This is a genomic window from Pseudomonas atagonensis, assembly GCF_011369485.1.
Lineage (GTDB): Bacteria > Pseudomonadota > Gammaproteobacteria > Pseudomonadales > Pseudomonadaceae > Aquipseudomonas > Aquipseudomonas atagonensis.
In genome coordinates, this window is the sequence record NZ_VXCA01000016.1 from 124502 (window position 1) to 150073 (window position 25572).

General features: G+C 59.3%; 19 protein-coding genes. 5 read left to right on the forward strand and 14 right to left on the reverse strand.

Annotated elements, in window-relative coordinates:
- Positions 1–3: 3 nt before the first annotated feature.
- A complete protein-coding gene (locus F2P67_RS11760; RefSeq protein WP_166220487.1) occupies positions 4–2532 on the reverse strand; it encodes a PepSY domain-containing protein in 2529 nt (842 codons plus the stop codon).
- Positions 2533–2766: 234 nt separating this feature from the next.
- Positions 2767–5097 (reverse strand): TonB-dependent receptor, encoded by a 2331-nt coding sequence (locus F2P67_RS11765; RefSeq protein ID WP_166220489.1) that lies wholly within the window; start codon positions 5095–5097, stop codon positions 2767–2769.
- A 207-nt stretch (positions 5098–5304) separates the two neighbouring features.
- Here F2P67_RS11765 and F2P67_RS11770 point away from each other — a divergent pair, with 207 nt between their 5' ends.
- Both F2P67_RS11770 and F2P67_RS11775 read left to right on the forward strand, forming a co-directional pair.
- Positions 5305–5985, forward strand: coding sequence for a Fe2+-dependent dioxygenase (locus F2P67_RS11770; protein WP_166220491.1), 681 nt, complete (start codon positions 5305–5307; stop codon positions 5983–5985).
- Entirely contained in the window at positions 5982–6731 is a 750-nt protein-coding gene (locus F2P67_RS11775; protein ID WP_166220494.1) for a tetratricopeptide repeat protein, read from the forward strand. The genes F2P67_RS11770 and F2P67_RS11775 overlap by 4 nt, the downstream gene beginning before the upstream one ends.
- Before the next feature lie 89 nt (positions 6732–6820).
- On the opposite strand, the gene F2P67_RS11780 is transcribed toward F2P67_RS11775, so the two are convergent.
- From F2P67_RS11780 to F2P67_RS11800, 5 genes are all read right to left on the reverse strand, one after another.
- Positions 6821–7984 carry a type III PLP-dependent enzyme gene (locus F2P67_RS11780; RefSeq protein WP_007915304.1) on the reverse strand — a complete coding sequence of 388 codons (1164 nt, stop codon included), beginning with the start codon at positions 7982–7984 and terminating at the stop codon, positions 6821–6823.
- Positions 7985–8630: 646 nt separating this feature from the next.
- Positions 8631–9788: an osmoprotectant ABC transporter ATP-binding protein OsmV gene (locus F2P67_RS11785; protein ID WP_166220496.1), complete on the reverse strand. Its 1158-nt coding sequence runs from the start codon at positions 9786–9788 to the stop codon at positions 8631–8633.
- Positions 9785–10438: an ABC transporter permease gene (locus F2P67_RS11790; RefSeq protein WP_166220498.1), complete on the reverse strand. Its 654-nt coding sequence runs from the start codon at positions 10436–10438 to the stop codon at positions 9785–9787. The genes F2P67_RS11785 and F2P67_RS11790 overlap by 4 nt, the downstream gene beginning before the upstream one ends.
- Positions 10439–10451: 13 nt before the next feature.
- Positions 10452–11345: a glycine betaine ABC transporter substrate-binding protein gene (locus F2P67_RS11795; RefSeq protein WP_166220500.1), complete on the reverse strand. Its 894-nt coding sequence runs from the start codon at positions 11343–11345 to the stop codon at positions 10452–10454.
- 21 nt (positions 11346–11366) lie between these two features.
- The gene (locus F2P67_RS11800) at positions 11367–12056 is read right to left on the reverse strand and encodes an ABC transporter permease (protein WP_178120922.1); all 690 of its coding nucleotides are present in this window, start codon (positions 12054–12056) and stop codon (positions 11367–11369) included.
- Between the two features lie 357 nt (positions 12057–12413).
- Between F2P67_RS11800 and F2P67_RS11805 the strand changes: the two genes are divergently transcribed.
- The 3 genes from F2P67_RS11805 (at position 12414) to F2P67_RS11815 (ending at position 16233) form a co-directional block, all read left to right on the forward strand.
- The gene (locus F2P67_RS11805) at positions 12414–13997 is read left to right on the forward strand and encodes a peptide chain release factor 3 (RefSeq protein WP_166220502.1); all 1584 of its coding nucleotides are present in this window, start codon (positions 12414–12416) and stop codon (positions 13995–13997) included.
- Between the two features lie 583 nt (positions 13998–14580).
- A complete protein-coding gene (locus F2P67_RS11810) occupies positions 14581–15816 on the forward strand; it encodes an MFS transporter (protein ID WP_166220504.1) in 1236 nt (411 codons plus the stop codon).
- Positions 15817–15972: 156 nt separating this feature from the next.
- Positions 15973–16233 carry a hypothetical protein gene (locus F2P67_RS11815; protein ID WP_166220506.1) on the forward strand — a complete coding sequence of 87 codons (261 nt, stop codon included), beginning with the start codon at positions 15973–15975 and terminating at the stop codon, positions 16231–16233.
- Between the two features lie 210 nt (positions 16234–16443).
- Here the strand turns inward: F2P67_RS11815 and F2P67_RS11820 are convergent, their stop codons facing one another.
- From F2P67_RS11820 to F2P67_RS11850, 7 genes are all read right to left on the reverse strand, one after another.
- Complete coding sequence (locus F2P67_RS11820; RefSeq protein WP_166220508.1) at positions 16444–17424, reverse strand: peptide ABC transporter ATP-binding protein; 981 nt, start codon at positions 17422–17424, stop codon at positions 16444–16446.
- Positions 17424–18392 carry an ABC transporter ATP-binding protein gene (locus F2P67_RS11825; RefSeq protein ID WP_166220510.1) on the reverse strand — a complete coding sequence of 323 codons (969 nt, stop codon included), beginning with the start codon at positions 18390–18392 and terminating at the stop codon, positions 17424–17426. The genes F2P67_RS11820 and F2P67_RS11825 overlap by 1 nt, the downstream gene beginning before the upstream one ends.
- A 10-nt stretch (positions 18393–18402) precedes the next feature.
- Entirely contained in the window at positions 18403–19329 is a 927-nt protein-coding gene (locus tag F2P67_RS11830) for an ABC transporter permease subunit (protein ID WP_064364480.1), read from the reverse strand.
- A gap of 11 nt (positions 19330–19340) precedes the next feature.
- Positions 19341–20351, reverse strand: coding sequence for an ABC transporter permease subunit (locus F2P67_RS11835; RefSeq protein WP_007917620.1), 1011 nt, complete (start codon positions 20349–20351; stop codon positions 19341–19343).
- 73 nt (positions 20352–20424) lie between these two features.
- Positions 20425–22020 carry an ABC transporter substrate-binding protein gene (locus F2P67_RS11840; protein ID WP_166220512.1) on the reverse strand — a complete coding sequence of 532 codons (1596 nt, stop codon included), beginning with the start codon at positions 22018–22020 and terminating at the stop codon, positions 20425–20427.
- A gap of 78 nt (positions 22021–22098) precedes the next feature.
- The gene (locus F2P67_RS11845; RefSeq protein ID WP_166220514.1) at positions 22099–23520 is read right to left on the reverse strand and encodes an OprD family porin; all 1422 of its coding nucleotides are present in this window, start codon (positions 23518–23520) and stop codon (positions 22099–22101) included.
- Between the two features lie 178 nt (positions 23521–23698).
- Positions 23699–25297 (reverse strand): ABC transporter substrate-binding protein, encoded by a 1599-nt coding sequence (locus tag F2P67_RS11850; protein WP_166220516.1) that lies wholly within the window; start codon positions 25295–25297, stop codon positions 23699–23701.
- Positions 25298–25572 lie beyond the last annotated feature (275 nt).

Genomic DNA, 25572 nt, shown 5'->3' on the forward strand with positions numbered 1-25572 from the left:
TACTCAATAAACATCCCGGCGATAGCGGCCCTGCTCGATCAGTCTTTCAACTTCAGCCGCTCCCAGGATGTCGTTGAGCACTTGGTCGACGCCAGAGGCCATCCCCTGAAGGCTGCCACAGATGTAAATCACCGCTCCCTCCGCTAGCCATTTCTTCAGTTCAGCGGCTGATTCACGCAAGCGATCCTGCACATAGATTTTCTCTGCCTGATCCCGCGAGAACGCCAGGTCGAGTCGCGCCAGATCACCGTTGATCAACCACTCTTCCAGCTCTCCACGGCAAAGGAAATCGTGCTCGCGATTGCGTTCGCCAAACAGCAGCCACTGGCGTTGCTGACCATCGGCAATCCGCGCCTTGAGCAAACTGCGCAACCCGGCGAGGCCGGTGCCGTTGCCCAGCAGAATCATCGGCAGCGGTTCGTTCGGCAGATGGAAGCCACTGTTACGTCGCACCCGCAAACTGATGCTGCCACCGACCGGCGCGTGTTCTGTCAGCCAGCCGGAGCCGATGCCGAGGCTGCCGTCGGCATGCTGTTCCTGACGCACGATCAACTCCAGCACACCGTCGGCGGCAATCGAGGCGATCGAGTATTCGCGCATGGCCAGTGGCACCATCGCGTCGACCAGTGCCTGGGCATGCAGGCCGACCAGATGGGCGCGGTGCTCGGGCAACTGGCGAGAAGCCAGTGCCACTTCGAGCGGCTCGTCGAGGCCATTGATTTTTACCGTGGTCTCGCCACGAATACCGAGACCGTCGAGGAAATGCTCGATGGCCCACGGGCAGTTGCGCGGCAGCACTTCGACCAGATCGCCAGCCAGCCAACTGCTGGTGTTCGGTGCGCTCAGGCCCAACAGGTATACCGGCGAACCGCTGCTGTCCGGGTTCATCAGTTCGCGGCGTGTCAGCGTCCAGTTGTCGTAGCTCGGCGCCTGCCAGGTGTCGACCGGCGCTTGCCCGGTGAGCAGGCCGAGCTGGGTTTGCCAGTGGCGCAACGCGTACGGATCGCCGCTGTCGACTTCCACCGGGGCGAACAAGGTCTTGCCGCCGTGTTCGCCCAACCATTGGTGCAGGCGTTTGGCGAAGCCGCAGAAGTGTTGGTACTGGCGATCACCGAGACCGAGCACGGCGTAGTTCAGGCTGTCGAGTGTCGAGGCTTTACCCAGCACTTTGCGCTCGAAGCCACGGGCGCTGTCCGGTGCTTCGCCGTCGCCGAACGTACTGACCACGAACAGCGCGTTGTTCGACTCACGCAGATCCTGTTCGCTGACATTCGCCAGAGGCTGCACCTTCACCGGTAATCCGGCGGCCTGCAATTGGCCGGCAGTCTGCCACGCCAGTTGCTCTGCGAAACCGCTTTGGCTGGCGAAGCCGATCAGCCATGCCGACGCATCGCCGGCTGGTTGTTCGAGCCCTTTGCGCGCGTCCTTGATCTGCTTTTTCTTGCGCCGACGATCGAGGTACAGCAGCCATCCGGTAATGAAAAACAGCGGCATGCACACCGCCGCGAGGGTGATGATGATCCGCCCGACCAGGCCGAAATAAGTGCCGACGTGCAGCGCATAAATACTGGTCAGCAGTTGCGCCTTGAAGCTCTTGTCGGCGTAGCGGTCGACCCGTTTGACGATGCCGGTGGCCGGGTCGAGGGTGATCTGGTTCAGCGCGCGATCATGCGGCGAGCTGTCGAGCAGGTAGAACACCGTCGCCGGTTGGCCGGCCACGGGCGGCATGCGGATGTTGTAGGCCGAAAGGCCTGGGCCGGCGGCGCTGTAGATGCTGCTCCACATCGCCGCGTAGTCGGCGGTCGGTGCCGGACCTTCCGGCGCAGGGCCGCGCCCACCGCGTACGCGTTCGTTTTGTGGGGCGTCGGAAAGAAGTCTGGTCAGGCCCTTGTTGTACCACTCGTACGACCACGACAAACCGGTCAGCGCCAGCAGCAGGTACACCAGCAGGCACCATGTGCCGGCCACCGAGTGCAGATCCCAGTTGAAGGCGCGGCCCTTTTTCTTCCAGTCCAGTGTCAGCCACACGCGCCAGCTGTTCCACTGACGCGGCCAGCGCAGGTACAGACCGGAAAGGCAGAAAAACAGCAGGATCAGCGTGCAGGCGCCGGTGATGTTGCGCCCGGTATCGCCCATCGCGAGGAAACGGTGCAGTTGTAGCATCAGGCCGAAGAAATCCTGGCCCACGGCATCGCCCATGAACTCGCCGGTGTACGGATCGAAGTAGCGCATCTCGCCGCGACGTTCGCCCTTGGGCGGGGTGAAGAAGACTTTCGCCGCATTACCGCTGTCGGTTTCGACCCAGAGCATCGAGACTTTTTTGCCCGAGCCGGCTTCGATGTGTTCGACCAGTTCAGCGGGCGGCAGAACGCCGGCGACTTGTTTTTCCACTTGCAGTACGGAGGGGTTCAGCGCCCGCAGGATTTCGTCCTGAAACGAATAAGCCGCACCGGTGATGCCCATCAACGCCAGCACCAGGCCTGCGGTGATGCCAAAAAACCAGTGCAACTGGAACAGGGTTTTCTTCAACACGTCACTCGCCGTCCGTTCGAAAATTGTCTTCACGGCGCGCATTATGCCGTGGGTTATCGAGAAGCGTTCTTTATTACGCACAAAAGCCCCGTCCAATTAAATGAACGGGGCCTGACCTTGCGGCGCATTTCTTGTGGGAGGGGGCTTGCTCCCGAATGCGTCGTGTCAGTCGATATCTATTTCTCTGACACCCCGCTTTCGCGAGCAAGCTCGCTCCCACATTTGCAGCATCAATCAGAAGTGGAAATTGGTGCTCAACAGTGCCGTACGGCCCGCCGCCTGGTTGGCGAAGTGGGTCGAGAAGGCTTTGTCGTAGTAGACCTCGTTGGTCAGGTTCTGCACGTTGAGTTGCAGGTCGACGTTTTTGCTCAGCTTGTAGGCCGCCATCGCGTCGTAGCGAACGTACGAATCGACCATGGTGGTGTTGGCAGCGCTGCCGAACACGTCGTCGACATAGAACGCACCGCCACCGACGGTCAGCTTCGGCGTGAGCTGATAAGTGGTCCACAAGCTGGCGCTGTTTTTCGGCGTGTTAGGCAGTTGGTTGCCATCGTTGGCTTTGCCCAGCGGGCCGCCATCGACTTGTTCGCTGTCCATGTAGGCGTAACCGGCGAACACCTGCCATTTGTCGGTGAGCTTGCCGCTGGCCGACAGTTCCAGGCCCTGAACGCGCGTCTTGCCGACGTTCTCGTAGGAAGTGGTGTCGGTCTGCACGCGAGCGTTGTCCTTCTCGGTGCGGAAGATGTCAGCGGTCAGCGACAGGCGATCATTGAGCAGATCCCACTTGGTACCGATTTCATAGTTCTTGGTGGTTTCCGGCTCCATGTCGCTGCTCAGCAGGTTTTTACTGCGGTCGACGGTGCCGCCCAACGGGTTGCCGTCCATGCCTTCGCCCAGCGTGCTGCCCGGTGGAGTGGCGGAGGTGGCATAGGAGGCGTAGATGCTGCCGTTTTCAGCTGGTTTGTAGACAACGCCGAACTGGCCGGTGACGAACTCGCTGGTGTCCTTGCCTTTGGCTTCTACACCTTTGTTGACGGTGGTTGCGCCGTTGGCTTCGTAGGAGCGGTATTTGGTGTCGAAGTGGTCGTAGCGCAGACCCATGTTCACCAGCCATTGCTGGTTCAACTCCAGCGTGTCGAACACATACAGTGCGTAGGTGTTGGCCTTGGTGTCGGTGCCGGCGTAATTACGCGAGATCGCGCCGTTCCACGGATCGTTCGCGTTCGGGTTCGACAGCGAGGTGCAGTTGTAACCGCTCGACGCTCCGATCATCGATGGCGTGCAGTTGGTGCTCGACGCCACGTTGGTGGTACGCGGTGTGGTGTCGGTGTCGACGTTGTACGAGGACTTCTGGCTTTCCTCTCGGGTGTACTCGACACCGGTGGAGAAGCTGTTCTTGAAGCCGGCGACGTAGAAGTTGCCGAACAGGTCAGTCTGGTTGGTGGTGGTCTCGGTGTTGCTCACACGAGTGTTCGCACGACGCCAGACGCTGCCGTTGTTGACGTTGCCCTTGCTGTCGTCCGGCTGAGTCAGGATGTAGTCCTGCATGCTGGTGCCGTGACGCAGGGTGTTCTTGATCGTCAGCGAATCGCTCAGGTCGTGCTCGATGGCGAAGGTCGCGGTGTCGGTGCGGCCCTTGCGGAAATCGCGATCTTCCAGACCATAGAAGTTGCTGTGGTCGCCACCCGAATACGGCTTGTCCGGATGGGCTTTGGTACGCGGGCTGGACAGCGTGTAAGGCACGCCCGAATCCGGGGTGTCGTTACTTTCGAGATGGTAGTAGTCGAGGTTGACGCGGGTGTCGGTGCCCAGGCCGAACGCCAGGGATGGCGCGATGCCCCAGCGGTCGTAGTCGACGCTGTCACGACCGGCGACGTTGCTCTCGTGGCTCATCAGATTCAGACGGCCGGCAGCGGTGTCGCTGAACTGGTAGTTGCCATCCATCGTGTAACGCTGGGTCTGGTCGGAGCCCCAGGTGAAACCACCGTCGAACGAGTTGCCCAAGTGCGCTTTCTTGCTCACCAGGTTGATACTGCCGCCCGCCGCGCCGCGACCACCGATGGCGGAGTTCGGGCCTTTGCTGACCTCGATGTTTTCCACGGCGAAGATTTCGCGGCTCTGCGAACCGGTGTCACGCACGCCGTCCAGGTAAGTGTCGCCCTGGGCGTCGAAGCCACGGATGAACGGACGGTCGCCCTGGGGGTTGCCGCCTTCACCGGCACCGAAGGTGATGCCCGGCACGGTGCGCAGCGCATCCTGCATGTTCAGGGCACCGGTGTCTTTCAAGACTTGTTGCGGAATAACGGTGACCGAGCGCGGCGTGTCGACCAGCGGCGCGGTGTACTTGGGCGAGGAGGCTTTTTCGACCTGGTAGGACGTCGAGTCCTGGGCTTCGCCAGTGATCGACGTCGCGTCCAGGGCGATGGCATTGCCGGCGGCTTTGCTGTCGGTCTTTTCGGCGGCGAACACCATGTGGCCTGCGGAGCCGGCGGTGATTGCCACACCGATTGCAGAGGCGAGCAGACGTGGTGAACTCACCGGTAATTGTGCGTGTTGACGTGCCATTTTTATTCCCCTCCCCAAGGATTTGAGGCGGCGGAATATAGGGTAAACAGGTATTCGTATCAATTGCGAAACATTGCTAACTGCACTGAATTTACATTCTTTACAATTTAACCTTACGGTTTTTGCCAGTTCATTCGTCTCTCGGGTTTTACACGGTCAATAAGAATCAATACCATTGCCGCCTCTTTGCCATCAGGTGACATTGCCATGCTGCTGCACATCCCCGGTCTGTTCGAAAAAGACGAAGTGCAGCGCATTCGCGAGGCTCTGCAGCAAGCTGATTGGGCCGATGGCAAGATCACCGCTGGCTATCAGTCGGCCAGGGCCAAGCACAATCTGCAGCTCCCTGAGGGTCATCCGCTGGCCAAGGAAATCGGCGCAGCGATGCTCGAACGGCTGTGGAAAAATCCGTTGTTCATGTCGGCCGCGCTGCCGCACAAAGTCTTCCCGCCGCTAGTGAACTGTTACACGGCGGGTGGCAGTTTCGATTTCCACATCGACAATGCCGTGCGCCAGCCCAAGGGCAGCATCGAGCGGGTGCGCACGGATCTGTCGGCCACACTTTTTTTCAGTGAGCCCGAGGATTACGACGGCGGCGAACTGGAAATTCAGGACACCTTCGGCACCCAAAGCGTGAAGTTACCCGCCGGCGACATGGTCCTGTACCCCGGCACCAGCCTGCACAAGGTCAACGCGGTCACGCGCGGCGCACGTTATGCGTCGTTCTTCTGGACACAAAGCCTGGTGCGCGAAGACAGCCAGCGCGCGTTGCTCTTCGAGATGGACGGGGCCATTCAGCAGCTCACCCAAGACATGCCCGATCATCCTTCGCTGATCCGCCTCACGGGCACTTATCACAACCTGTTGCGCCGCTGGGTCGAGGTATGAGTTTTCAACTGCGCCGTGAAGAAGTCCTCGACGCTTCGGGTCTGGCAGCGATGCTTGAAGAAAGCCCGGCTCGCGCCGCGCAGGCAATTCTGCTGGCGGCGGGCGAGGGGGAGATAGAAGCGCAGGCGTTGCTCGGGCAGATCCTGCTCGATGGCCGAGGCATTGCGCAGGATCAACCACTGGCCCTGCGCTGGTTCGGCATTGCCGCCGGGCGCGGACATCTGATGGCGCGCAACATGCTCGGTCGTTGTCATGAGCATGGCTGGGGCGTCGCGGCGGATGCTTCGATTGCGGCGCAGCATTACCGAATTGCAGCGTATGCCGGGCAGGACTGGGCGATGTACAACCTCGCCAATCTGTTGGCGACCGGGCGCGGGGTGGAGGTGGATCATCTGCAGGCGCTGGCGTTGTATTGGCGCGCGGCTGAATCGGGCCATGCGAAATCGATGAATCTGCTGGGCCGTTATCTGGAGGAAGGGCAGGTGTGCCCAGCGGATCCGGTCGCGGCTCGTGACTGGTATCGGCGCTCGGCTGAGGGTGGTGATTTTCGCGGGCAGTTCAGTTTTGCGGCGGTGCTGGCCGATGAAGGCCGGATCGATGATGCAGTCATGTGGCTTGAGAAGGCATTGGCCGGCGGTAATCTGAATTTTCTGCGGGTGGCCAGTGAAGCGCTGTCCAGTGCGACAGATCCAAGGATTCAGGCGTTGGCAGCCAAGTACACTCACCGCTACAAATCACTCCTGTAGGAGCAGCCTGCGGCAGCTCCTACAGTGGAATGTCAGACACAAAAAAGCCCATGACACGTCATGGGCTTTTTGCGTTACGGGTAAAGATTTTACACGTAGAACGATTTCAACGGCGGGAAGCCATTGAACTCAACCGCGCTGTAACTGGTGGTGTACGCACCGGTCGACAACCAGTACAGGCGATCACCGATTGCCAGGTTCAGCGGCAGGCCGTATTTGTAGTTCTCGTACATGATGTCGGCGCTATCGCAGGTCGGGCCGGCGATCACGACTTCTTCCATCTCGCCTTTCTTCTCAGTCCAGATCGGGAACTTGATCGCTTCGTCCATGGTTTCGATCAGGCCGGAGAATTTGCCCACATCGGTATACACCCAGCGCTCGACGGCGGTGCGTGATTTACGCGCAACCAGCACCACTTCGCTGACCAGAATGCCGGCGTTGGCGATCAACGAACGGCCCGGTTCCAGAATGATTTCCGGCAAATCATCACCGAAGTCTTCTTTCAGGAAGCGAATGATTTCTTCGGCGTAGGTTTCCAGGCTGTTGGTGCGGGTGATGTAGTTAGCCGGGAAGCCACCGCCCATGTTGATCAACTTCAGGTGAATGCCGTCTTCTTCTTTCAGGCGCTCGAAGATCACTTTGACCTTGGCGATTGCGGCATCCCAGACGCTGATGTCGCGCTGTTGCGAACCGACGTGGAACGAGATGCCATACGGCACCAGGCCGAGGTCACGGGCGAGAATCAGCAGGTCCATGGCCATGTCGGTCTGGCAGCCGAATTTGCGCGACAGCGGCCAGTCAGCCGTGGTCGAGCCTTCAGTCAGGATACGCACATAGACTTTCGAACCCGGCGCAGCCTTGGCGATGTTGCGCAGGTCGGCTTCGGAGTCGGTGGAGAACAGTCGCACGCCCTTCTCGTAGAAGTAGCGGATGTCCTTGGATTTCTTGATGGTGTTGCCGTAGCTGATGCGGTCCGGGCTGACGCCGCGATCCATCACCTTGTCCAGCTCATAGATAGAGGCGATGTCGAAGCTCGAACCTTTCTCCTTGAGCAGGTCGATGATCTCGACGGCCGGGTTGGCCTTGACCGCGTAGTAGACCTTGGCGAATTCGAAACCGGCGCGCAGGTCATCGTAGGCTTGGGCGATCATCGCGGTGTCGATCACCACGAACGGGGTTTCCTGTTTGTCGGCGAACGCCTTCATTTTGTCAAAAGTGGCGCGCGCGAAATAGTCTTCGACCTGGATCGACATACTTGGGACTCCTAGTGGCAAACGTCGTTAATCAATGGGTGCAAATGAACGTCCTCCGTATCCCCACTTTGGTTCGCCTACTTCCCAAGGCATGTCGCCGAAAGCAAAAAGGCCATGGGGCGCTGCCCTTGGCCTTGCTGTCTCGTCGTCAGTACTTGAGCCGGATGGATCGTTTCCAGCATGGACGTTCGGCGCGAACTTTAGGGCGTGAGGGGCCTGAGATCAACTAAAAATGTCGCGTTTTTGCACGCTTCTGACGTGCGACGCGGGGATCACTCTTTGTAGCCGACCGAGATGTCGGTCAGATGTTCCCCGGTAATTTCAGAGTGTTAAAAATACCTGCACGTTCGACGCTTTTGCCGGCTAACTCTTCGGTAAGTGTGATGGCATCAACATCGGCGACGTTGGCGGCGAGACGAAGGCGTGAGGGAGATTTTGGCTGTTTCGCAGGCTGCTTAAGACAGTCTGTGTTGTTGCCAGGTGTTGAGATTCTTTTCCGCCCTCCGAATGAAGAAAAAATCACACAAATCCTGTAGGAATGAGCCTGCTCGCGATGACTTTTTTTCAGCCGACATCTTCATTGACTGATATTGCGCTATCGCGAGCAGGCTCACTCCTACAGGGACGGGTGTTTTTTACCTGATAATCAGGCGACGACGGCTTCAGCTGGGGAAACGATGCTGGTCTTCATCCCCCGCGAACGCCCGGAACTCAAGTAAGCCGCAATCGACTCCTGCGTCACCTCGCCGAGGAACACCCGCTCCGCGTCCATCACTGGCAGCCATGCCCGATTGAACTCGTACATGCGCGAAAGCAGGATGCGCAAATGCTCGTCGTACGCCGCTGTGGCGTTGAACTCACGCAGGTATTGCGCACAGGTGCCGGTCTGACGATGCAGGTCGCGACGTCGCACATAACCCAGCGCCTTGTTCTCGGCACAAGTCACGACCACGTAGCGACGGTCATGCTCGTCCATCAATTCCAGCGCGTCGGCCACCGGGGTTTCCGGGCTGACCGATGGTGCGTTGTCCGCCGCATCTTCCGCCTTCACTAGAAGCAGGCGTTTGAGCGTGCTGTCCTGGCCGACGAAGTTGCTGACGAAGTCGTCTGCCGGATGCGCGAGCAACGTGTCCGGATGATCGATCTGCAACAGTTTGCCGGCGCGGAAGATCGCGATCTTGTCGCCGAGTTTGATCGCTTCGTCGATGTCGTGGCTGACCATGATCACGGTCTTGTTCAGCGCCCGTTGCATCTCGAAGAACTCGTTCTGGATCATCTCGCGGTTGATCGGGTCCACCGCGCCGAACGGTTCGTCCATCAGCAGCAACGGGGCATCCGCCGCCAGTGCGCGGATCACGCCGATGCGCTGTTGCTGACCGCCGGACAATTCACGCGGGTAACGATGCAGATACTGCTTGGGCTCAAGCTTGATCATGCTCATCAGTTCGCGTGCGCGGTCGTGGCATTTCTGTTTGTCCCAGCCGAGCAGTTTCGGCACGACGACGATGTTCTCTTCGATGGTCATGTTCGGGAACAGACCGATCTGCTGGATCACGTAGCCGATGTTGCGACGCAGGGTCACTTCGTCGAGGTCGGTGGTGTCTTCGCCGTTAATCAGAATCTTGCCCGAAGTCGGTTTAATCAGGCGGTTGATCATTTTCAGCGTGGTGCTTTTGCCGCAGCCCGATGGCCCGAGGAACACACAGATTTCGCCTTCATTGACGGTCAGGCTTACCGAGTCCACGGCTTTCACATCTTTGCCGTTGCTTTGGAAGGTCTTGCTGAGGTTTTGAAGTTCGATCATTTCAGGAGTCCTTTTGGAGTCAGCGAACGTTGCAGCCACTGCAAAATGAGGTCGGCGAAGATCGCCAGAAGACTGACCAGCAGCGCGCCGACGATGAGCATCGACATGTCGCTGCGGCTGATGGAGGCGAGGATCAACACACCGAGGCCGCCGGCGCCGATGGTCGCGGCGATGGTCATCACGCCGATGTTCATCACCACCGCGGTGCGCACGCCGGCGAGGATCACCGGTACCGCGATTGGCAGTTCGACCATGCGCAGACGCTGGCCGAAGGTCATGCCGATGCCGCGTGCGGCTTCACGGATGCCCGGTTCCACGCCGGTCAGGGCGAGGTAGGTGTTGCGCATGATCGGCAGCAGTGAATAAAGGAACACGGCGGTGATCGCCGGCATAGGCCCGAGACCCTGGCCGAACTTCGAGTAGAACGGCAGCAGCAGGCCGAACAGCGCGATCGAAGGCACGGTCAGCAGCACCGTGGCGCTGGCCTGCAAGGGACCGGCGAGGCTCGGAAAGCGTGTCATCAGAATGCCCAATGGCACCCCAATGAGGATCGCCAGGGTCACGGCGATGCCGACCAGCGTGATGTGCTGCCAGGTCAGGTGCATCACCTGCTGCCAGTCGAGATGGGAAAAGGCGTTCAAGAATTCCATGACTTCTCCTCTCTTAATTCAGTGGATGCTGGCGCAGGAAATCAGCGGCAACCGACGATGGACTTTCGTGATCGACATCGACCCGCGCGTTGAGCTGACGCATGGTTTCGTCATCGAACAGTTCGGCCAGCGGTTTCAGTTGCTCAGCCAGTTGCGGGTGGGCGTCGAGGTAGGCCTGACGCACTACGGGAGCTGCGGTGTAGTCCGGGAAGTAATGCTTGTCGTCTTCCAGCAGCTTGAGGCCGAAGGCGTTGAGGCGACCGTCAGTGGTGTAGACCAGACCGGCAAACACTTGACCGTTACGCAGTGCGGTGTAGACCAGACCCGCGTCCATCTGGCGGATGTTCTTGCGGGTCAGGTTCATGTCGTAGAGCTTGACCATGCCGTCGAGCCCGTCGGAGCGATTGGCAAACTCGGTGTCCAGCGCCACCAGATGATTGCTCTTGGCCTCGGCACGCAACACCTCGTTCAACTGACTGATGTTGTTGATCTGCGGGTATTGCTCGGAGACCTTTTTCGGCAGCGCGAGGGCGTAGGTGTTGCTGAATTTCGACGGCGTCAGCCAGACCAGTCCTTTTTTCGCGTCGAGTTCTTTTACCCGGGCGTAGGACTGTGCGCTGTCGAGTTTTTCGGTGACATGGTTGTAGGCCACCAGCGACACGCCGGTGTATTCCCAGAGCATGTCCAGTTGTCCGCTTTCGTGGGCGCTGCGCGCCAGGTTGCTGCCCAGGCCGCCGGTAATCTGCGCGTCGTAGCCTTTGCTGCGCAGGTATTGCGCGGTGATTTCCGCGAGCAGGGTCTGTTCGGTAAACACCCGGGCGCCGAGACGGATCACCGGTTTTTCGGCGGCTTGCGCGATTCCTGCGAACAGCAGGACGCAACTTAAGATCAAGCTAAGTCGTTTCATATTCATTCCTTCGCAAAAGCCTTAAGACGGGCGCAAACCGCGTTCCAGCCAGAGACGGCTGGCGAGGGTGACGACGCCATCAAGCAGCAAGGCCAGCAGCGCGGTGCACGCGGCGCCGAGTAGCAGTTGCGGCTGATTGTTCAGGGCGATGCCGGGGAAGATCAGGCTGCCGAGGCTATTGGCACCAATCAGGAATGCCAGCGGCGCAGTCCCGACATTGATCGCCAGTGCGACACGCACGCCACCGACAATGATCGGCACGGCGTTCGGCAGTTCAACTCGCCACAGCACCTGGCGCGGGGTCATGCCGATGCCGACGGCCGCTTCTTTCAGCGAGCCCTGAACGTTTTTAAGGCCTTCGTAGGTGTTGCGCACAATCGGCAACAAGGAAGCGAGGAACAATGCAAAGATCGCCGGGCCACTGCCGATGCCGAGGATGCCCAGCGCAATCGCGAGCACGGCCAACGGAGGCACGGTGTTACCGATATTGAAGATCTGCATGAAGCGTTCAGCGCGGCCGACCATGGTCGGGCGACTGAGGAAGATACCGGCGGGGATGCCCACGACAAGGGCGGCCAGCATTGAAGCGAGGACGAGAATCAGATGAGCTTGCAGGTAAAACAACAAATCGTCGCGGTAGTGTTCGATCGTGTTGATGCCGATCCAGTGGACCAGCAGGGCCAGGAGCGCGATCACCACCGCACCTCCCATCAGCCCTTTGCCATAGCGGATAGCCACAGGCGGACTCCTTTTTTTGTAGTCGGCGAGCGCAGTCCCGTGTGGCATGCCGTACATGGCTGCCGGGAGAGTCGTTCGCGAAAAGTAGCCGTTTTTCAGAGCCGGCAAAGCGGTCTGGAAGCGAGCCATGAGCGCAGCCTCGTCAGGCTAACTTGCTGATTTTTCAGCCCCTGACGAAAATTCGTAACAGGGGATGGACGTCTCCGTGCTTTAAAAGGTTCCCATCTGCGGCAGCATTTGGCCACCCTTAATGTGCTCAACGGTTCGGTTATTGCATCGAGTTGGGCTATAATCGCGGCCCTTTTTTGAATCACCGCCAGGCGATTTCCCATGACCAACCAGGCCGCCGAAGTCGCGAAACGCCGCACTTTCGCCATTATTTCCCACCCCGATGCCGGTAAAACCACGATCACCGAAAAGCTCCTGTTGATGGGCAAGGCGATTGCAGTGGCCGGTACGGTGAAATCCCGTAAATCCGATCGCCATGCGACATCCGACTGGATGGAGATGGAGAAACAGCGGGGTATTTCCATTACCACGTCGGTCATGCAGTTCCCGTATCGCGAACACATGATCAACCTGCTCGACACCCCGGGCCACGAAGACTTCTCCGAAGACACCTACCGCACCCTGACCGCGGTGGACTCGGCCCTGATGGTCCTCGACGGCGGTAAAGGTGTAGAGCCTCGTACCATTGCGCTGATGGACGTCTGCCGTCTGCGTGACACGCCGATTGTCAGCTTCATCAACAAACTCGACCGTGACATCCGCGACCCGATCGAACTGCTCGACGAAATCGAAGCCGTCCTGAAGATCAAGGCTGCGCCGATCACCTGGCCGATCGGTTGCTACCGCGACTTCAAGGGCGTGTACCACCTGGCCGACGACTACATCATTGTCTACACCGCCGGTCACGGTCACGAACGCACCGAAACCAAGATCATCGAGAAACTCGACTCCGACGAAGCCCGCGCGCATCTGGGCGACGAGTACGATCGTTTCCTCGAACAGCTGGAACTGGTGCAGGGCGCCTGCCACGAGTTCAACCAGCAGGAATTCCTCGACGGTCAACTGACCCCGGTGTTCTTCGGTACGGCGCTGGGCAACTTCGGTGTCGACCACGTGCTTGATGCTGTGGTGGATTGGGCGCCGCGCCCACTGGCCCGTGTTGCCAACGAGCGCACTGTCGAGCCGGTTGAAGAGAAGTTCTCGGGCTTCATCTTCAAGATTCAGGCAAACATGGATCCGAAACACCGCGACCGCATCGCCTTCATGCGTATCTGCTCCGGCAAGTACGAGAAGGGTATGAAGATGCGCCACGTGCGCACCGGCAAGGACGTGCGCATCGGCGACGCCCTGACGTTCTTCTCCTCCGAGCGTGAGCAACTGGAAGAGGCCTACGCCGGCGACATCATCGGTCTGCACAACCACGGCACGATCCAGATCGGCGACACCTTCAGCGAAGGCGAAACCCTGGGTTTCACCGGTATCCCGCACTTCGCCCCGGAGCTGTTCCGCCGCGTACGTCTGCGCGATCCGCTGAAATCCAAGCAGCTGCGTCAGGGCCTGCAACAGCTGGCCGAAGAGGGCGCGACCCAGGTGTTCTTCCCGGAACGCAGCAACGACATCATTCTTGGTGCTGTGGGTGTGCTGCAGTTCGATGTGGTCGCCAGCCGTTTGAAAGAGGAATACAAGGTCGAGTGCTCCTACGAACCGATTACCGTGTACTCCGCGCGCTGGATCGAATGCAGCGACAAGAAGAAGCTGGAGGAATTCTCCAACAAGGCGGTGGAAAACCTGGCACTGGACGGCGGCGGTCACCTGACCTACCTCGCGCCAACGCGGGTTAACCTGGCGCTGATGGAAGAGCGCTGGCCGGATGTGAAGTTCCGTGCGACGCGTGAGCATCACTAAGCTTTGAGCTGATTTATCTGAAGCCCCCTAGGTGTAGACCTTGGGGGCTTTTTTGTTGGTTTGGTTTTGTGTGTATATCCGTTTTTTCGGTGATGGCGGCTTAGGGTTTCGCCCTTACGGCGACTCACTTTTTTTACAAACGCCTAAAAAAAGTAAGCAAAAAAACGCTTGCTCCTACGTTCGGCCCGCTCGCTGGGGCTCGGGGTTCCTTCGCTCCGGGATCGATCCGGGGGCATCGCCTACGGTTTGCTTCGCTGCACCTCCTCTCAGCCTTCCGACGTCGCCCGTGGATCAAGATCAAGAGCAGGCGAGCTGACACTCGGCCTATTGAGTGGTGAAGAGCGCGGCGCGCTTGGCTTTGGATTTGTGGTGTTTTTGCCCCACATCGGAACGCCGCCCGCCCAGCCCTCTCCCGAGGGAGAGGGTTAGGGTGAGGGGCTTTGGAGCTCCGGCACGGTTTGATTGTGCGCGATGGCTGTAGGGCGTCTCTGTTTTTTTGATCTCGATGTACTTGAGCGCGACAACCATCGTGCGGGCCGTTAGTGTTCCAGCTCCACGCAAGCCGCTTTGAGAGGTCAATGGAGTGACGAGTCGATTAACTCTCCTGCTAAGGCTGAACGGCTATTTCGGCGTAATGGCCTGGGTGCTCGCGGCGCTGTTGTTCATCAATCGCCTGAGCAGCATGGTCAAGCTGTTCATGGCGTTGTACCTGCGTCAGGAATTGGGGCTGGCAATCGAGACCGTCGGCTGGTTGCTGTCTGCCTATGGCGCCGGTTTGCTGATCGGTTCGATGCTCGGCGGTTTGCTCAGCGACCATATCCGTACTGCGCGGCTGACGGCGACGCTGTTCTTCGTTTCGGCAGGGGTGCTGCTCGGGCTTGGGCTGGTGACGCAGGTGCCATTGCTGGCCGCTCTGCTGTTGCTTAGCGGCACGATCGACGGGGCGATCCGTACGCTGCATCAACGATTGATCATGGAGTACTGCGAGCTTGCGCAACGCCCGCGGGCGCAGGCCCTGAGTCGTATCGCACGAAACCTCGGGATGGCCGCCGCCGGTATCGCGGGTGGTGTGCTGGCGCAAACGGATTTTCGTTGGGTGTTTTTCATCAGCGCGGCGCTGACGCTGCTGGCGTTGCTCTGGTTTGTGCGCACGACCTGGCAGCGTCCTATTCTTGTCTCGGAACAAACGCCACGGGCGCAGACCGGCTCCGGCCTGCCCTACCGCGACAGACCCTTTCTCTGGCTGCTGGCGGCGACCGTCCTGCTTGGTATGGCGTTCGACACGGTCTACAGCACCCTCGGTAACTATCTGCGTGATTATTACCAGTTGAGCACTGAAGCCATCGGCTGGCAGTTCGCGATCAACGCGATACTGGTGGTCGCGCTGCAGATTCCCATGTCGCATTGGGGCGAGCGTTGGGGGCCGCGACGGCCATTGATCGCCGGCAGTGTGTTGCTGGCACTCGGGCTCGGCATGTTGCCGCTGGGATCCGGGCTGTTTTACGTCTGCCTGTCGACGCTGGTCTGGACCGTGGGCGAGGCGCTGTTCATGCCGCCGCTCAATGTCTTGGTCATGCAACATGCGCAAAGCGGTAAAAGCGGGCAGTACTTTGGGCTGTTCTTCATGAGCTGGAGCGCCAGCGCGCTGTTGTCGCCGGTACTGGTGAGTCAGTTGTACGGGCGTTTTGGCGGGCACAGTGTCTGGCTGTTCAGTGCTGCGATGGCTTTGCTGTCGTTGCCACTGATTTACCAAGCCACTCGTGCGCGCCTTTCGCATGCGCAGCAAGGCATCGAGGGTAAACCCGCCTCTCTTAGTTGATCCGGCTATTGGCGTTATTCGAAAGCGGTCTTTGCCGACACGGCATTTCTGCCGGCTCGTTAGCGTCCTATCTGGTGAACCGGGCTGATCGGAACTAGATTTCACAGAGCGTCAGTCAGGCATGAATGTCTCACCTGAAAAAGGATGGAGTCGGCTATGAAAAACAGGTTGCTACGCGTTTTGCTGCTGTTGAAAGTGATGGTCATGCTGTCCCTCGGCACAGCGACGGCCTGGGCCGAGTGCGAGGATCACGATTCTCAGGCATTCAACGGGAAGGTCGCGCACAGCGGGCTGATGCTCGCCAAGTCCGAATCCGAGCCGGGTGATCAGGGGCAGGGTGGTTCGGCCGATGATGACGACTCGACCACTGATGAGCCGGATTCCGATGACCCGGACGATGGCGACAGCCAGACATAGATCGCAGGCAAAAAGAAAACCCCTTCTGCCTCGATTGATGCGCAATCGAAGTGGGAGGGGTTTGATTAACGCTTTGGGTTCAGCTCAATTCTCTTGTGGGAGGGGGCTTGCTCCCGAATGCGGTGTATCAGTCGACTTATTCATTGGCTGACCCACCGAATTCGGGAGCAAGCCCCCTCCCACCTTTGTTACCTCAGTTTCCAGATCTGCTTATGCCGCGCCGTCGAGGAATTGCTCGGCGTAGTGGCAAGCCACCTGCCGGCTGTCGAGCTGGCGCAGGGCCGGCTCTTCAGTGCTGCAACGCTCGGTCGCGTACGGGCAGCGCTTGTGGAAGGCGCAGCCCGGCGGCGGGTTCAGCGGGTTGGGCAGTTCGCCGACGATCTTGATTTTCGGCTTGTTCGGGTCCGGGTGGATGGTCGGGGTCGCCGACAGCAGCGCCTGAGTGTAGGGGTGCAGCGGGCGCTCGTAGATGTCGTTTTTCGGGCCCAGTTCTACCGGGCGACCGAGGTACATCACCATCACGTCATCGGCCACGTGTTGCACCACCGCCAGGTTGTGCGAGATGAACACGTAAGCGGTGTTGAACTCCTGCTGCAGATCCATGAACAGGTTCAGCACCTGCGCCTGAATCGATACGTCGAGCGCGGAGGTCGGCTCGTCCGCCACCAGCACTTTCGGTTGCAGCATCATCGCCCGGGCCAGGGCGATCCGCTGGCGCTGACCGCCGGAGAACATGTGCGGATAACGCTGGTAGTGCTCGGGACGCAAGCCTACCTGCTTCATCATCGCCTGGACTTTCTCGCGGCGTTCGGTGGCCGACAGGTTGGTGTTGATCAACAAAGGCTCTGCCAGTTGATCACCGATTTTCTGCCGTGGGTTCAACGACGCGTACGGGCTCTGAAAGACCATCTGCACGTCTTTGCGCAGTTGCTTGCGCTGGGCCTTGTCGGCGCCAGACACTTCCTGCCCGGCGATTTTCAGCGAGCCGGACGATGGCTCTTCAATCAGGGTCAGGGCGCGGGCCAGAGTGGATTTGCCGCAGCCCGATTCGCCAACCACCGCGAGGGTCTTGCCGGCTTCCAGTTCGAACGACACGCCGTTGAGCGCACGCACGGTCGCGTGGCCCTTGAACAGGCCACGGGAGACTTCGTAGTGACGGGTCAGGTCGCGGGCGGTAAGTACGACGGCCATTACGCCACCTCCTGGTTCAGCGGGTAGAAGCAGCGGGCGAGGCTGTTGGATTTCGGATCAAGGCCTGGACGTTGCGCGCGGCAGCTTTCCTGCACGTACGGGCAGCGCGGCGACAGCAGGCAGCCTTGCGGGCGGTCGTAACGGCCCGGAACGATGCCCGGCAGGGTCGACAGGCGCGAGGCACCGAGGCTGTGCTCGGGGATCGCCTTGAGCAGCGCTTCGCTGTACGGGTGCGCCGGGATGTCGAACAGTTGCGGCACCTGACCGACTTCAACGGCCTGGCCGGCGTACATCACGCAGACGCGCTGAGCAGTTTCCGCCACAACGGCGAGGTCGTGAGTGATCAGCACCAGGCCCATGTTCTGTTCTTTCTGCAACGCCAGCAGCAGATCCATGATCTGCGCCTGAATGGTTACGTCGAGTGCAGTGGTCGGCTCATCCGCGATCAGCAGTTTCGGTTCGCCGGCAATCGCCATGGCAATCGCGACGCGCTGGCTCATGCCGCCGGACAGTTGGTGCGGGTAGGCATCCATACGGCTGGCAGCGCCCGGGATTTCGACTTTTTCCAGCAATTCGATCGCACGTTTGCGCGCTTGCTTGCCGGACATTTTCAGGTGCAGGCGCAGCACTTCTTCGATCTGGAAACCGACGGTGTAGCTCGGGTTGAGCGCGGTCATCGGGTCCTGAAACACCATCGACAGGTCTTTGCCGACGATTTGCCGACGCTGACGATTGCTCAGCTTGAGCATGTCTTTGCCGTCAAAGCTGAGCGAGTCGGCAGTAACGATGCCAGGATGCTCGATCAGGCCCATCAGCGCCATCATGGTCACGGACTTGCCGGAACCCGACTCGCCCACGATCGCCAGGACTTCGCCCTTGTCGACTTTCAGATCGAGGCCGTCGACGACCGGGGTGGCGTTCTTGTCGCCGAAGCGAACGTTGAGATTCTTGATTTCTAGCAGTGACATGGGAATCTCCTCAGGCGGCATTCTTGAGTTTCGGATCCAGCGCATCGCGCAGACCGTCGCCCATCAAGTTGATTGCCAGCACGCTGAGCAAAATGGTCAAACCAGGCAGACTGACGACCCACCAGGCGCGTTCGATGTAGTCGCGGGCCGAGGCCAGCATGGTGCCCCACTCAGGAGTTGGCGGTTGTACGCCAAGGCCGAGGAAGCCCAGTGCAGCGGCATCGAGAATCGCCGAGGAGAAGCTCAGGGTGGCCTGAACGATCAGCGGCGCCATGCAGTTCGGCAGCACGGTGATGAACATCAGACGTGGCAGACCGGCACCGGCCAGGCGCGCGGCAGTCACGTAGTCGCGGTTCAGTTCGCCCATCACGGCAGCACGGGTCAGGCGCACGTAGGACGGCAAGGACACCACAGCAATCGCAATCACGGTGTTGATCAGGCCAGGGCCGAGGATGGCGACGATCGCCACAGCCAGCAGCAGGGACGGCAGGGCCAGCATGATGTCCATCAGACGCATGATGGTCGGGCCGAGCACTTTCGGGAAAAAGCCTGCAAACAGACCGAGCAGAATCCCCGGAATCAGCGACATGACGACCGACGACAAGCCGATCAGCAGCGACAGACGCGAACCCTGGATCAGTCGCGACAGCAGGTCACGCCCCAGTTCGTCGGTGCCGAGCAGAAATTGCATTTGCCCACCTTCGAGCCACGCCGGCGGCGTCAGCAGGAAGTCGCGGTATTGCTCGCTCGGGTTATGCGGGGCGACCCACGGCGCGAAGATCGCGCAGAAAATGATCAGCAGCATGAACAGCAGGCCGGCAACCGCGCCCTTGTTCTTGGAAAAGGCTTGCCAGAATTCTTTGTACGGTGACGGGTACAGCAGGCTTTGATCCACGGCGGACGTGGCGGTGGCTACTGAGGAAGTTGGAGTGCTCATGGGTTATGACCTCAGCGCTGATGACGGATGCGTGGGTTGGCAAAGCCGTAGAGGATGTCCACTACGAAGTTGACCAGAATCACCAGGCAGGCGATTAACAGGATGCCGTTTTGCACAACCGGGTAGTCCCGGGCGCCAATGGCTTCGATCAGCCATTTACCGATGCCGGGCCACGAGAAAATGGTTTCGGTCAGTACCGCACCGGCCAGCAGGGTGCCGACTTGCAGGCCGACCACGGTGAGAACCGGAATCAGCGCGTTACGCAGGCCGTGCACAAACACCACGCGCGACGGCGACAGGCCTTTGGCCTTGGCGGTGCGGATGTAGTCTTCGCGCAGCACTTCGAGCATCGACGAACGGGTCATCCGCGCGATCACCGCCAGCGGAATGGTACCCAGCACGATGGCTGGCAGGATCAGGTGATGCAGGGCATCAAAGAACGCGCCGACGTCATCGGCCAGCAGCGTATCGATGAGCATGAAACCGGTGCGTGGCTCGATGTCGTAGAGCAGGTCGATCCGCCCGGAAACCGGCGTCCAGCCCAGGCTCACCGAGAAGAACATGATCAGGATCAGGCCCCACCAGAAGATCGGCATCGAATACCCCGCCAGGGAGATGCCCATCACCCCGTGGTCGAACAGCGATCCTCGCTTGAGTGCCGCAATCACCCCGGCCAGTAGGCCGAGAATGCCGGCGAACAACAGGGCGGCCATGGACAGTTCCAGGGTCGCGGGGAATAGAGAGGTGAACTCGGTCCATACGCTTTCACGGGTGCGCAGGGATTCGCCGAGATCGCCTTGAGCCAGTTTGCCGATGTAGTCCAGATACTGGGCGTACAACGGTTTGTTCAGACCTAGGCGTTCCATTGCCTGAGCGTGCATTTCGGGGTCGACCCGACGTTCGCCCATCATCACTTCCACGGGGTCGCCCGGAATCATGCGAATCAACGCGAAAGTCAGCAAGGTGATGCCGAAAAACGTGGGGATCAATAACCCCAGTCGGCGGGCAATAAAACTAAACATCTTGTGTGGTACCTCATCAGCCGGTTAGGCGTGCCCGGCTTCCCTGGGGTCAGGGAGGCCGGGAGTTTCTTATCTACTTCACCTGGGTGGTGGCGAAGTTATTGGTGGTGAGAGGGCTGATGTGATAACCCTCTACGTTGTTGCGCATTGCGGTAAACATCCTGGTATGGGCCATGCTGATCCATGGCTGATCCTGATTAAACAGCACTTGAGCCTGTTCGTAGAGCTTCGCACGTTCGGCGGGATCTACTTTAGCCCGAGCTTCGTCCAGCAGTGCCTGGAATTTCTCGTTGCACCAGCGGGCGTAGTTCTCGCCGTTCTTGGCGGCTTCACAACTGAGCATAGGCGTCAGGAAGTTATCCGGGTCACCGTTGTCGCCCGCCCATCCGGCCGAGACCATGTCGTGTTCGCCGGCCTTGGCGCGTTTAAGCATTTCGCCCCATTCCATCACGCGGATGTCGATCTTGATCCCGACTTTCGCCAGGTCAGCCTGCATCATTTGCGCGCCGAGCATCGGATTGGGGTTGGTCGGGCCGCCGCCGTTACGGGTAAACAGGGTAAACACGGTGCCTTCCGGAACCCCGGCTTCCTTGAGCAGCTTGCGCGCCGCGTCGAGGTCGCGTGGCGGGTTCTTCAGGTCGTGGTTGTAACCCAGCAGCGTCGGTGGGTACGGGTTGACTGCAACCGAGGCGTTACCTTTGCCGAACAACGCGTTGACGTAGGCTTCCTTGTCGAAGGCGATGTCGATGGCCTTACGCACCCGCACGTCGCTCATGTACTTGTGCTGAGTATTCATGGCGATGTACGAAACGGTCATTGCGTCGAGCTCGTCAACCTTCAGGTTGCTGTCTTTTTTGATGCTCGGGATGTCGTCCGGTTTCGGGTACAGCGCGACCTGACACTCGTTGGCCTTGAGCTTCTGCAGGCGCACGTTGTTGTCGGTGGCGATGGCCAGAATCAGCGCATCGGCCGGCGGCTTGCCACGGAAGTAGTCCGGGTTGGCCTTGAAGCGTACCTGCGCATCTTTCGCGTAACGCTGGAAGATGAACGGGCCGGTGCCGACTGGCTTGTTGTTCAGGTCGCCGGTCTTGTTGGCCTTGAGCAACTGGTCGGCATATTCGGCCGGGTAGATCGAGGAGAACGCCATCGCGATGTCGGCCAGGAACGGCGCTTCGCGGCGGGTCAGGGTGAACTTGACGGTGTTGTCGTCGACTTTCTCGACGTTCTTCAGCAGTTCCTTGAAGCCCATGCTTTCAAAGTACGGGAAACCCACGCTCGACAGCTTGTGCCACGGGTGATTCGGGTCCAGCTGACGCTGGAAGCTCCAGACCACGTCGTCGGCATTCATGTCGCGCGTCGGCTTGAAGTATTCGGTGGTGTGAAACTTGACGCCTTTGCGCAGGTGAAACGTGTAGGTCAGGCCGTCTTCACTGATGTCCCAGGACTCGGCGAGCGCGGGGATCACTTCGGTGGTGCCGGGCTTGAAATCGGCCAGGCGATTGAAAATGGTTTCGGCCACCGCATCGGCAGTGACTGCAGTTGTGTACTGGACCATATCGAAGCCTTCCGGACTGGCTTCGGTGCAGACCACCAAGGGTTTGGCCGAGACGCCGATGGCGGCGCTCAACAGGGCGGCAGCGACGGCCGCACGTAGGGGAAGCATTTTCATCGATAACCCTCTGCAATCGGTTGAAGACAAAAACCGAACGGCCGACTCGTCACTGAGTCAGCCGTCGGCTGGCGGTTATTACAGGATGTTGAATGGAATGGTGGTCACGAGACGGAACTCGTTGATGTTGCCGTCAGCCTGATGCTCGCTGGCGCGGTGAGTGGTGTACGTCGCGCGAATCGCAGTGGCCTTGAGCGGGCCGCTCTGCACGGCGTAGGAAGCACCGATGCCGTATTCGTAGTGCGATTCGCCGTCCATCAGGCTCAGGTCGCCGCGCTTGTCATCTGGAATGGTGTAAGCCGTGCCACGGTAGTGAGTACCGTCAATGCCCCAACCGCGAGCCTGATAGATGTTGAACTTCAGACCTGGAACGCCGTACTCGGCCATGTTGATGCCGTAGGCGATCTGGAAGGATTTCTCGTTCGGGCCGTTGAAGTCCGACAGCAGGGAGTTGGCCAGGTAGATGCCGTTGGTTTCGTGCAGGTAGTCGAAGTACTCGTTACCGTTCACTTGCTGGTACGAGAAGGTCAGGCTGTGGGCCTGGTGAGCCAGGCCCAACGACAACGAGTAGGTATCGTTGTCGATGTTACCCATCAACTTTTTGCCTTCGTCGACGGTCTTGTAGTAGTTCAGGCCGGTGGTCAGGCTCAGCACTTGGCTGTCACCCAGTTCGTGGGTGCCGCCGAAGTAGTACTGGTTCCAGAAGTCTTCGACATTGGCTACGTACAGGCTGGTTTTCAGGCTCTTGAGCGGCTGGTAGTTCACGCCAGCGGTGTAGACCTTGTCGGTTTCTTCGCCATTGGCGCCGTACTCGGAGCGGAATTTCGACAGACTTTGTTCGGTACGTGGCGAGACGCGGTCGAAACCGGCCAGGTCGAACGACAGGTTGTTCAATTCTTCGCTGTGCAGGCTGATACCTTCAAAGCTAGAAGGCAGCGGACGGTTGCCGATGACATCGACGATCGGCGTGCTGAAGTTCTGGCGACCGGCAGTCAAAGTAGTGTTTGACACTCGGAATTTGACGTTGGCCAGACCCAGCTTGCTCCACTGGTCAACGGCGTCGCCGTCGGAATGCGCCAGAGTACGGTTGGAGCCGCCGGCAATGTCCTTGCGGTCACGGTCCAGGACGATGGCGTTGTAAGCGGCGACTTCGGTGCTCACGCCAACGGTGCCCTGGGTGAAGCCCGAGGTGTAATTGACAATGGTGCCCTGAACCCAGTTGATACGGCGTGGGGTCTTGGTTCTCACCACTGGCGAGGTGTATTTGTCGCTGTTTTTCACGTAGCTGAAACTGTCGTCACGACGACGCAGTTCATTGGCGTACCAGTTACGGGTTGTACCGCCCAGGCTTTGACCATCGATAAAGCCTTTGGCCTCGCTTTGGGCGCTACTGCCGGCCAATGTGGTAGGGACGAACTCCTGACTGACAGGTTCTGCGTACGCCGTGGCGGTAACGCTGCTGATGGCCAGGGCCAGTATCGCGGTGCTGCTCAGTTTCATGGGTGAAGCTCCTTTACTTTCTTTTTATGCCGGCTTTTTTTGGTATGCCGGTTATTTGGTTTAGAACTTATTCACACATCGCAAACGTTTGCAAAAGGCCGGATTGGCGAATTTCGGCAAAGCGCTTGCGTGAGGGGGTAGACGGTCCCCTCAGCGTTGCGGCTAATCGGTTTGGTGTTTAATCGATGCTGACACCCGAGAATACGTTGCGACCGAACGGGCTGACCTTGAACCCTTCGATCCTTGCGCTCAGCGGCTGGTTGACCGTCGAGTGGGCGACAGGCGTGATCGGCACTTGCTGTTTAAGCAACTGCTGAGCCTGTTTGTAGAGCACGGTGCGCTGGTCGCGGTCGGTGACGACCTTGGCCTGTTTGATCAGCTTGTCGTAAGCCGGGTCGCACCACATGGAGTAGTTGTTGCCGCCAATGGCGTCGCAGCTGTAAAGCGTGCCGAGCCAGTTGTCCGGGTCTCCGTTGTCACCGGTCCAGCCAATCAGGCTGATGTCGTGCTCGCCGTTTTTGGTGCGTTTGATGTACTCGCCCCATTCGTAGCTGACGATCTTCACTTTCAGACCGATTTTCGCCCAGTCAGCCTGGAGCATTTCGGCCATCAGTTTGGCGTTCGGGTTGTACGGACGTTGCACCGGCATCGCCCACAGGGTGATTTCGGTGCCTTCCTTGACGCCGGCAGCCTTGAGCAATTCTTTGGCTTTTTCCGGGTTGTAGGCAGCGTCTTTGATTGTGTCGTCGTAAGACCACTGGGTCGGCGGCATGGCGTTGACGGCCAGTTGACCGGCGCCTTGATAAACAGCGTTGAGAATCCCCTGTTTATTCACCGCCATGTCCAGCGCCTGACGCACTTCGAGCTGGTCGAAGGGTTTATGACGCACGTTGTAGGCGATGTAACCGAGGTTGAAGCCCGGTTTTTCGATCAGTTTCAGTTTCGGGTCGGCCTTCAGTGCACCAACATCGGCGGGGCGCGGATGCAGGGTGATCTGGCATTCGCCAGCCTTGAGCTTCTGCACGCGTACGGAGGCGTCTGTGTTGATGGCGAAGATCAGGTTGTCGAGTTTGACCCGGCTCGGATCCCAGTAATGTTTATTGCCGGTGTAACGGATGTTCGAGTCTTTTTGATAACTCTTGAAAACGAACGGCCCGGTGCCGACCGGCTTCTGATTGATGTCGCTAGGCTTGCCTTCGGCGAGCAGCTTGTCGGCGTATTCAGCGGACAGGATGGCGGCGAAGCTCATGGCGATGTTCTGAATGAACGCGGCGTCGACGCTGTTGAGCGTGAACTCCACGGTCAGCGGCCCGGTCTTCTCGACCTTGGCGATGTTCTTGTTCAGGCTCATCCCGTTGAAGTACGGGAATTCGGTCGGATAAGCCTTACGGAATGGCTGTTGCGGATCGAGCATGCGGTTAAACGTGAACAGCACGTCGTCGGCGTTGAAATCTCGTGTAGGTTTGAAGTACGGCGTTGTATGAAATTTCACGCCTTCACGTAAGTGAAAGGTGTATTTGAGACCATCCTCGGAAATGTCCCACTTGGTTGCCAGACCCGGGACGACGTTGGTCGCACCTTTCTCGAACTCGGCGAGGCGGTTGTACAGCGGCTCGGCGGCATCGTTGTCGGTGGCCGTCGTGTATTGCGCGGTATCAAAACCCGCCGGGCTGCCTTCGGAGCAGAACACCAGGCTTTTGGATGCGGCGAAACTGGCGGACGAGGCGGCCAGCAGGCCGGCGCCCAGCAATGCGGAAAAAACCAAGGTATGGCGCATGACGCTCCCTCTTTTTTAGTGGTGTGCAATGTGCCGCGGTCTCATCCGGAGACGTTGTGGTCACACTGAGCTCAATCCAGAAACGTTCAGCAAACCGCCGGCCCACACAAAAACTGGACAGAACCTGAAGTTAGGAGCCACAGGTCTGACAGTAAATGGGATGAGTCCTAAAGACTCGTAGGAAAGGGCAACACGTCCTGAACCATGCTGTGCGAAACAGTGGATTTGGATGTAGGCAAATTCCTGGGTTGTCGGCAGAAAAAAGCAGCGGTGAC

What these genes read in the sequence shown, in the direction of transcription:
- F2P67_RS11780 (WP_007915304.1), bottom strand. Translation starts at nt 7,984, where the DNA reads ATGTCGATCCAGGTCGAAGACTATTTCGCGCGCGCCACTTTTGACAAA.
- F2P67_RS11785 (WP_166220496.1), bottom strand. Translation starts at nt 9,788, where the DNA reads ATGATCGAACTTCAAAACCTCAGCAAGACCTTCCAAAGCAACGGCAAA.
- F2P67_RS11815 (WP_166220506.1), top strand. Translation starts at nt 15,973, where the DNA reads ATGAAAAACAGGTTGCTACGCGTTTTGCTGCTGTTGAAAGTGATGGTC.
- F2P67_RS11825 (WP_166220510.1), bottom strand. Translation starts at nt 18,392, where the DNA reads ATGTCACTGCTAGAAATCAAGAATCTCAACGTTCGCTTCGGCGACAAG.
- F2P67_RS11850 (WP_166220516.1), bottom strand. Translation starts at nt 25,297, where the DNA reads ATGCGCCATACCTTGGTTTTTTCCGCATTGCTGGGCGCCGGCCTGCTG.
- F2P67_RS11800 (WP_178120922.1), bottom strand. Translation starts at nt 12,056, where the DNA reads ATGGGAGGTGCGGTGGTGATCGCGCTCCTGGCCCTGCTGGTCCACTGG.
- F2P67_RS11835 (WP_007917620.1), bottom strand. Translation starts at nt 20,351, where the DNA reads ATGTTTAGTTTTATTGCCCGCCGACTGGGGTTATTGATCCCCACGTTT.
- F2P67_RS11805 (WP_166220502.1), top strand. Translation starts at nt 12,414, where the DNA reads ATGACCAACCAGGCCGCCGAAGTCGCGAAACGCCGCACTTTCGCCATT.
- F2P67_RS11790 (WP_166220498.1), bottom strand. Translation starts at nt 10,438, where the DNA reads ATGGAATTCTTGAACGCCTTTTCCCATCTCGACTGGCAGCAGGTGATG.
- F2P67_RS11830 (WP_064364480.1), bottom strand. Translation starts at nt 19,329, where the DNA reads ATGAGCACTCCAACTTCCTCAGTAGCCACCGCCACGTCCGCCGTGGAT.
- F2P67_RS11820 (WP_166220508.1), bottom strand. Translation starts at nt 17,424, where the DNA reads ATGGCCGTCGTACTTACCGCCCGCGACCTGACCCGTCACTACGAAGTC.
- F2P67_RS11765 (WP_166220489.1), bottom strand. Translation starts at nt 5,097, where the DNA reads ATGGCACGTCAACACGCACAATTACCGGTGAGTTCACCACGTCTGCTC.
- F2P67_RS11775 (WP_166220494.1), top strand. Translation starts at nt 5,982, where the DNA reads ATGAGTTTTCAACTGCGCCGTGAAGAAGTCCTCGACGCTTCGGGTCTG.
- F2P67_RS11845 (WP_166220514.1), bottom strand. Translation starts at nt 23,520, where the DNA reads ATGAAACTGAGCAGCACCGCGATACTGGCCCTGGCCATCAGCAGCGTT.
- F2P67_RS11840 (WP_166220512.1), bottom strand. Translation starts at nt 22,020, where the DNA reads ATGAAAATGCTTCCCCTACGTGCGGCCGTCGCTGCCGCCCTGTTGAGC.
- F2P67_RS11795 (WP_166220500.1), bottom strand. Translation starts at nt 11,345, where the DNA reads ATGAAACGACTTAGCTTGATCTTAAGTTGCGTCCTGCTGTTCGCAGGA.
- F2P67_RS11770 (WP_166220491.1), top strand. Translation starts at nt 5,305, where the DNA reads ATGCTGCTGCACATCCCCGGTCTGTTCGAAAAAGACGAAGTGCAGCGC.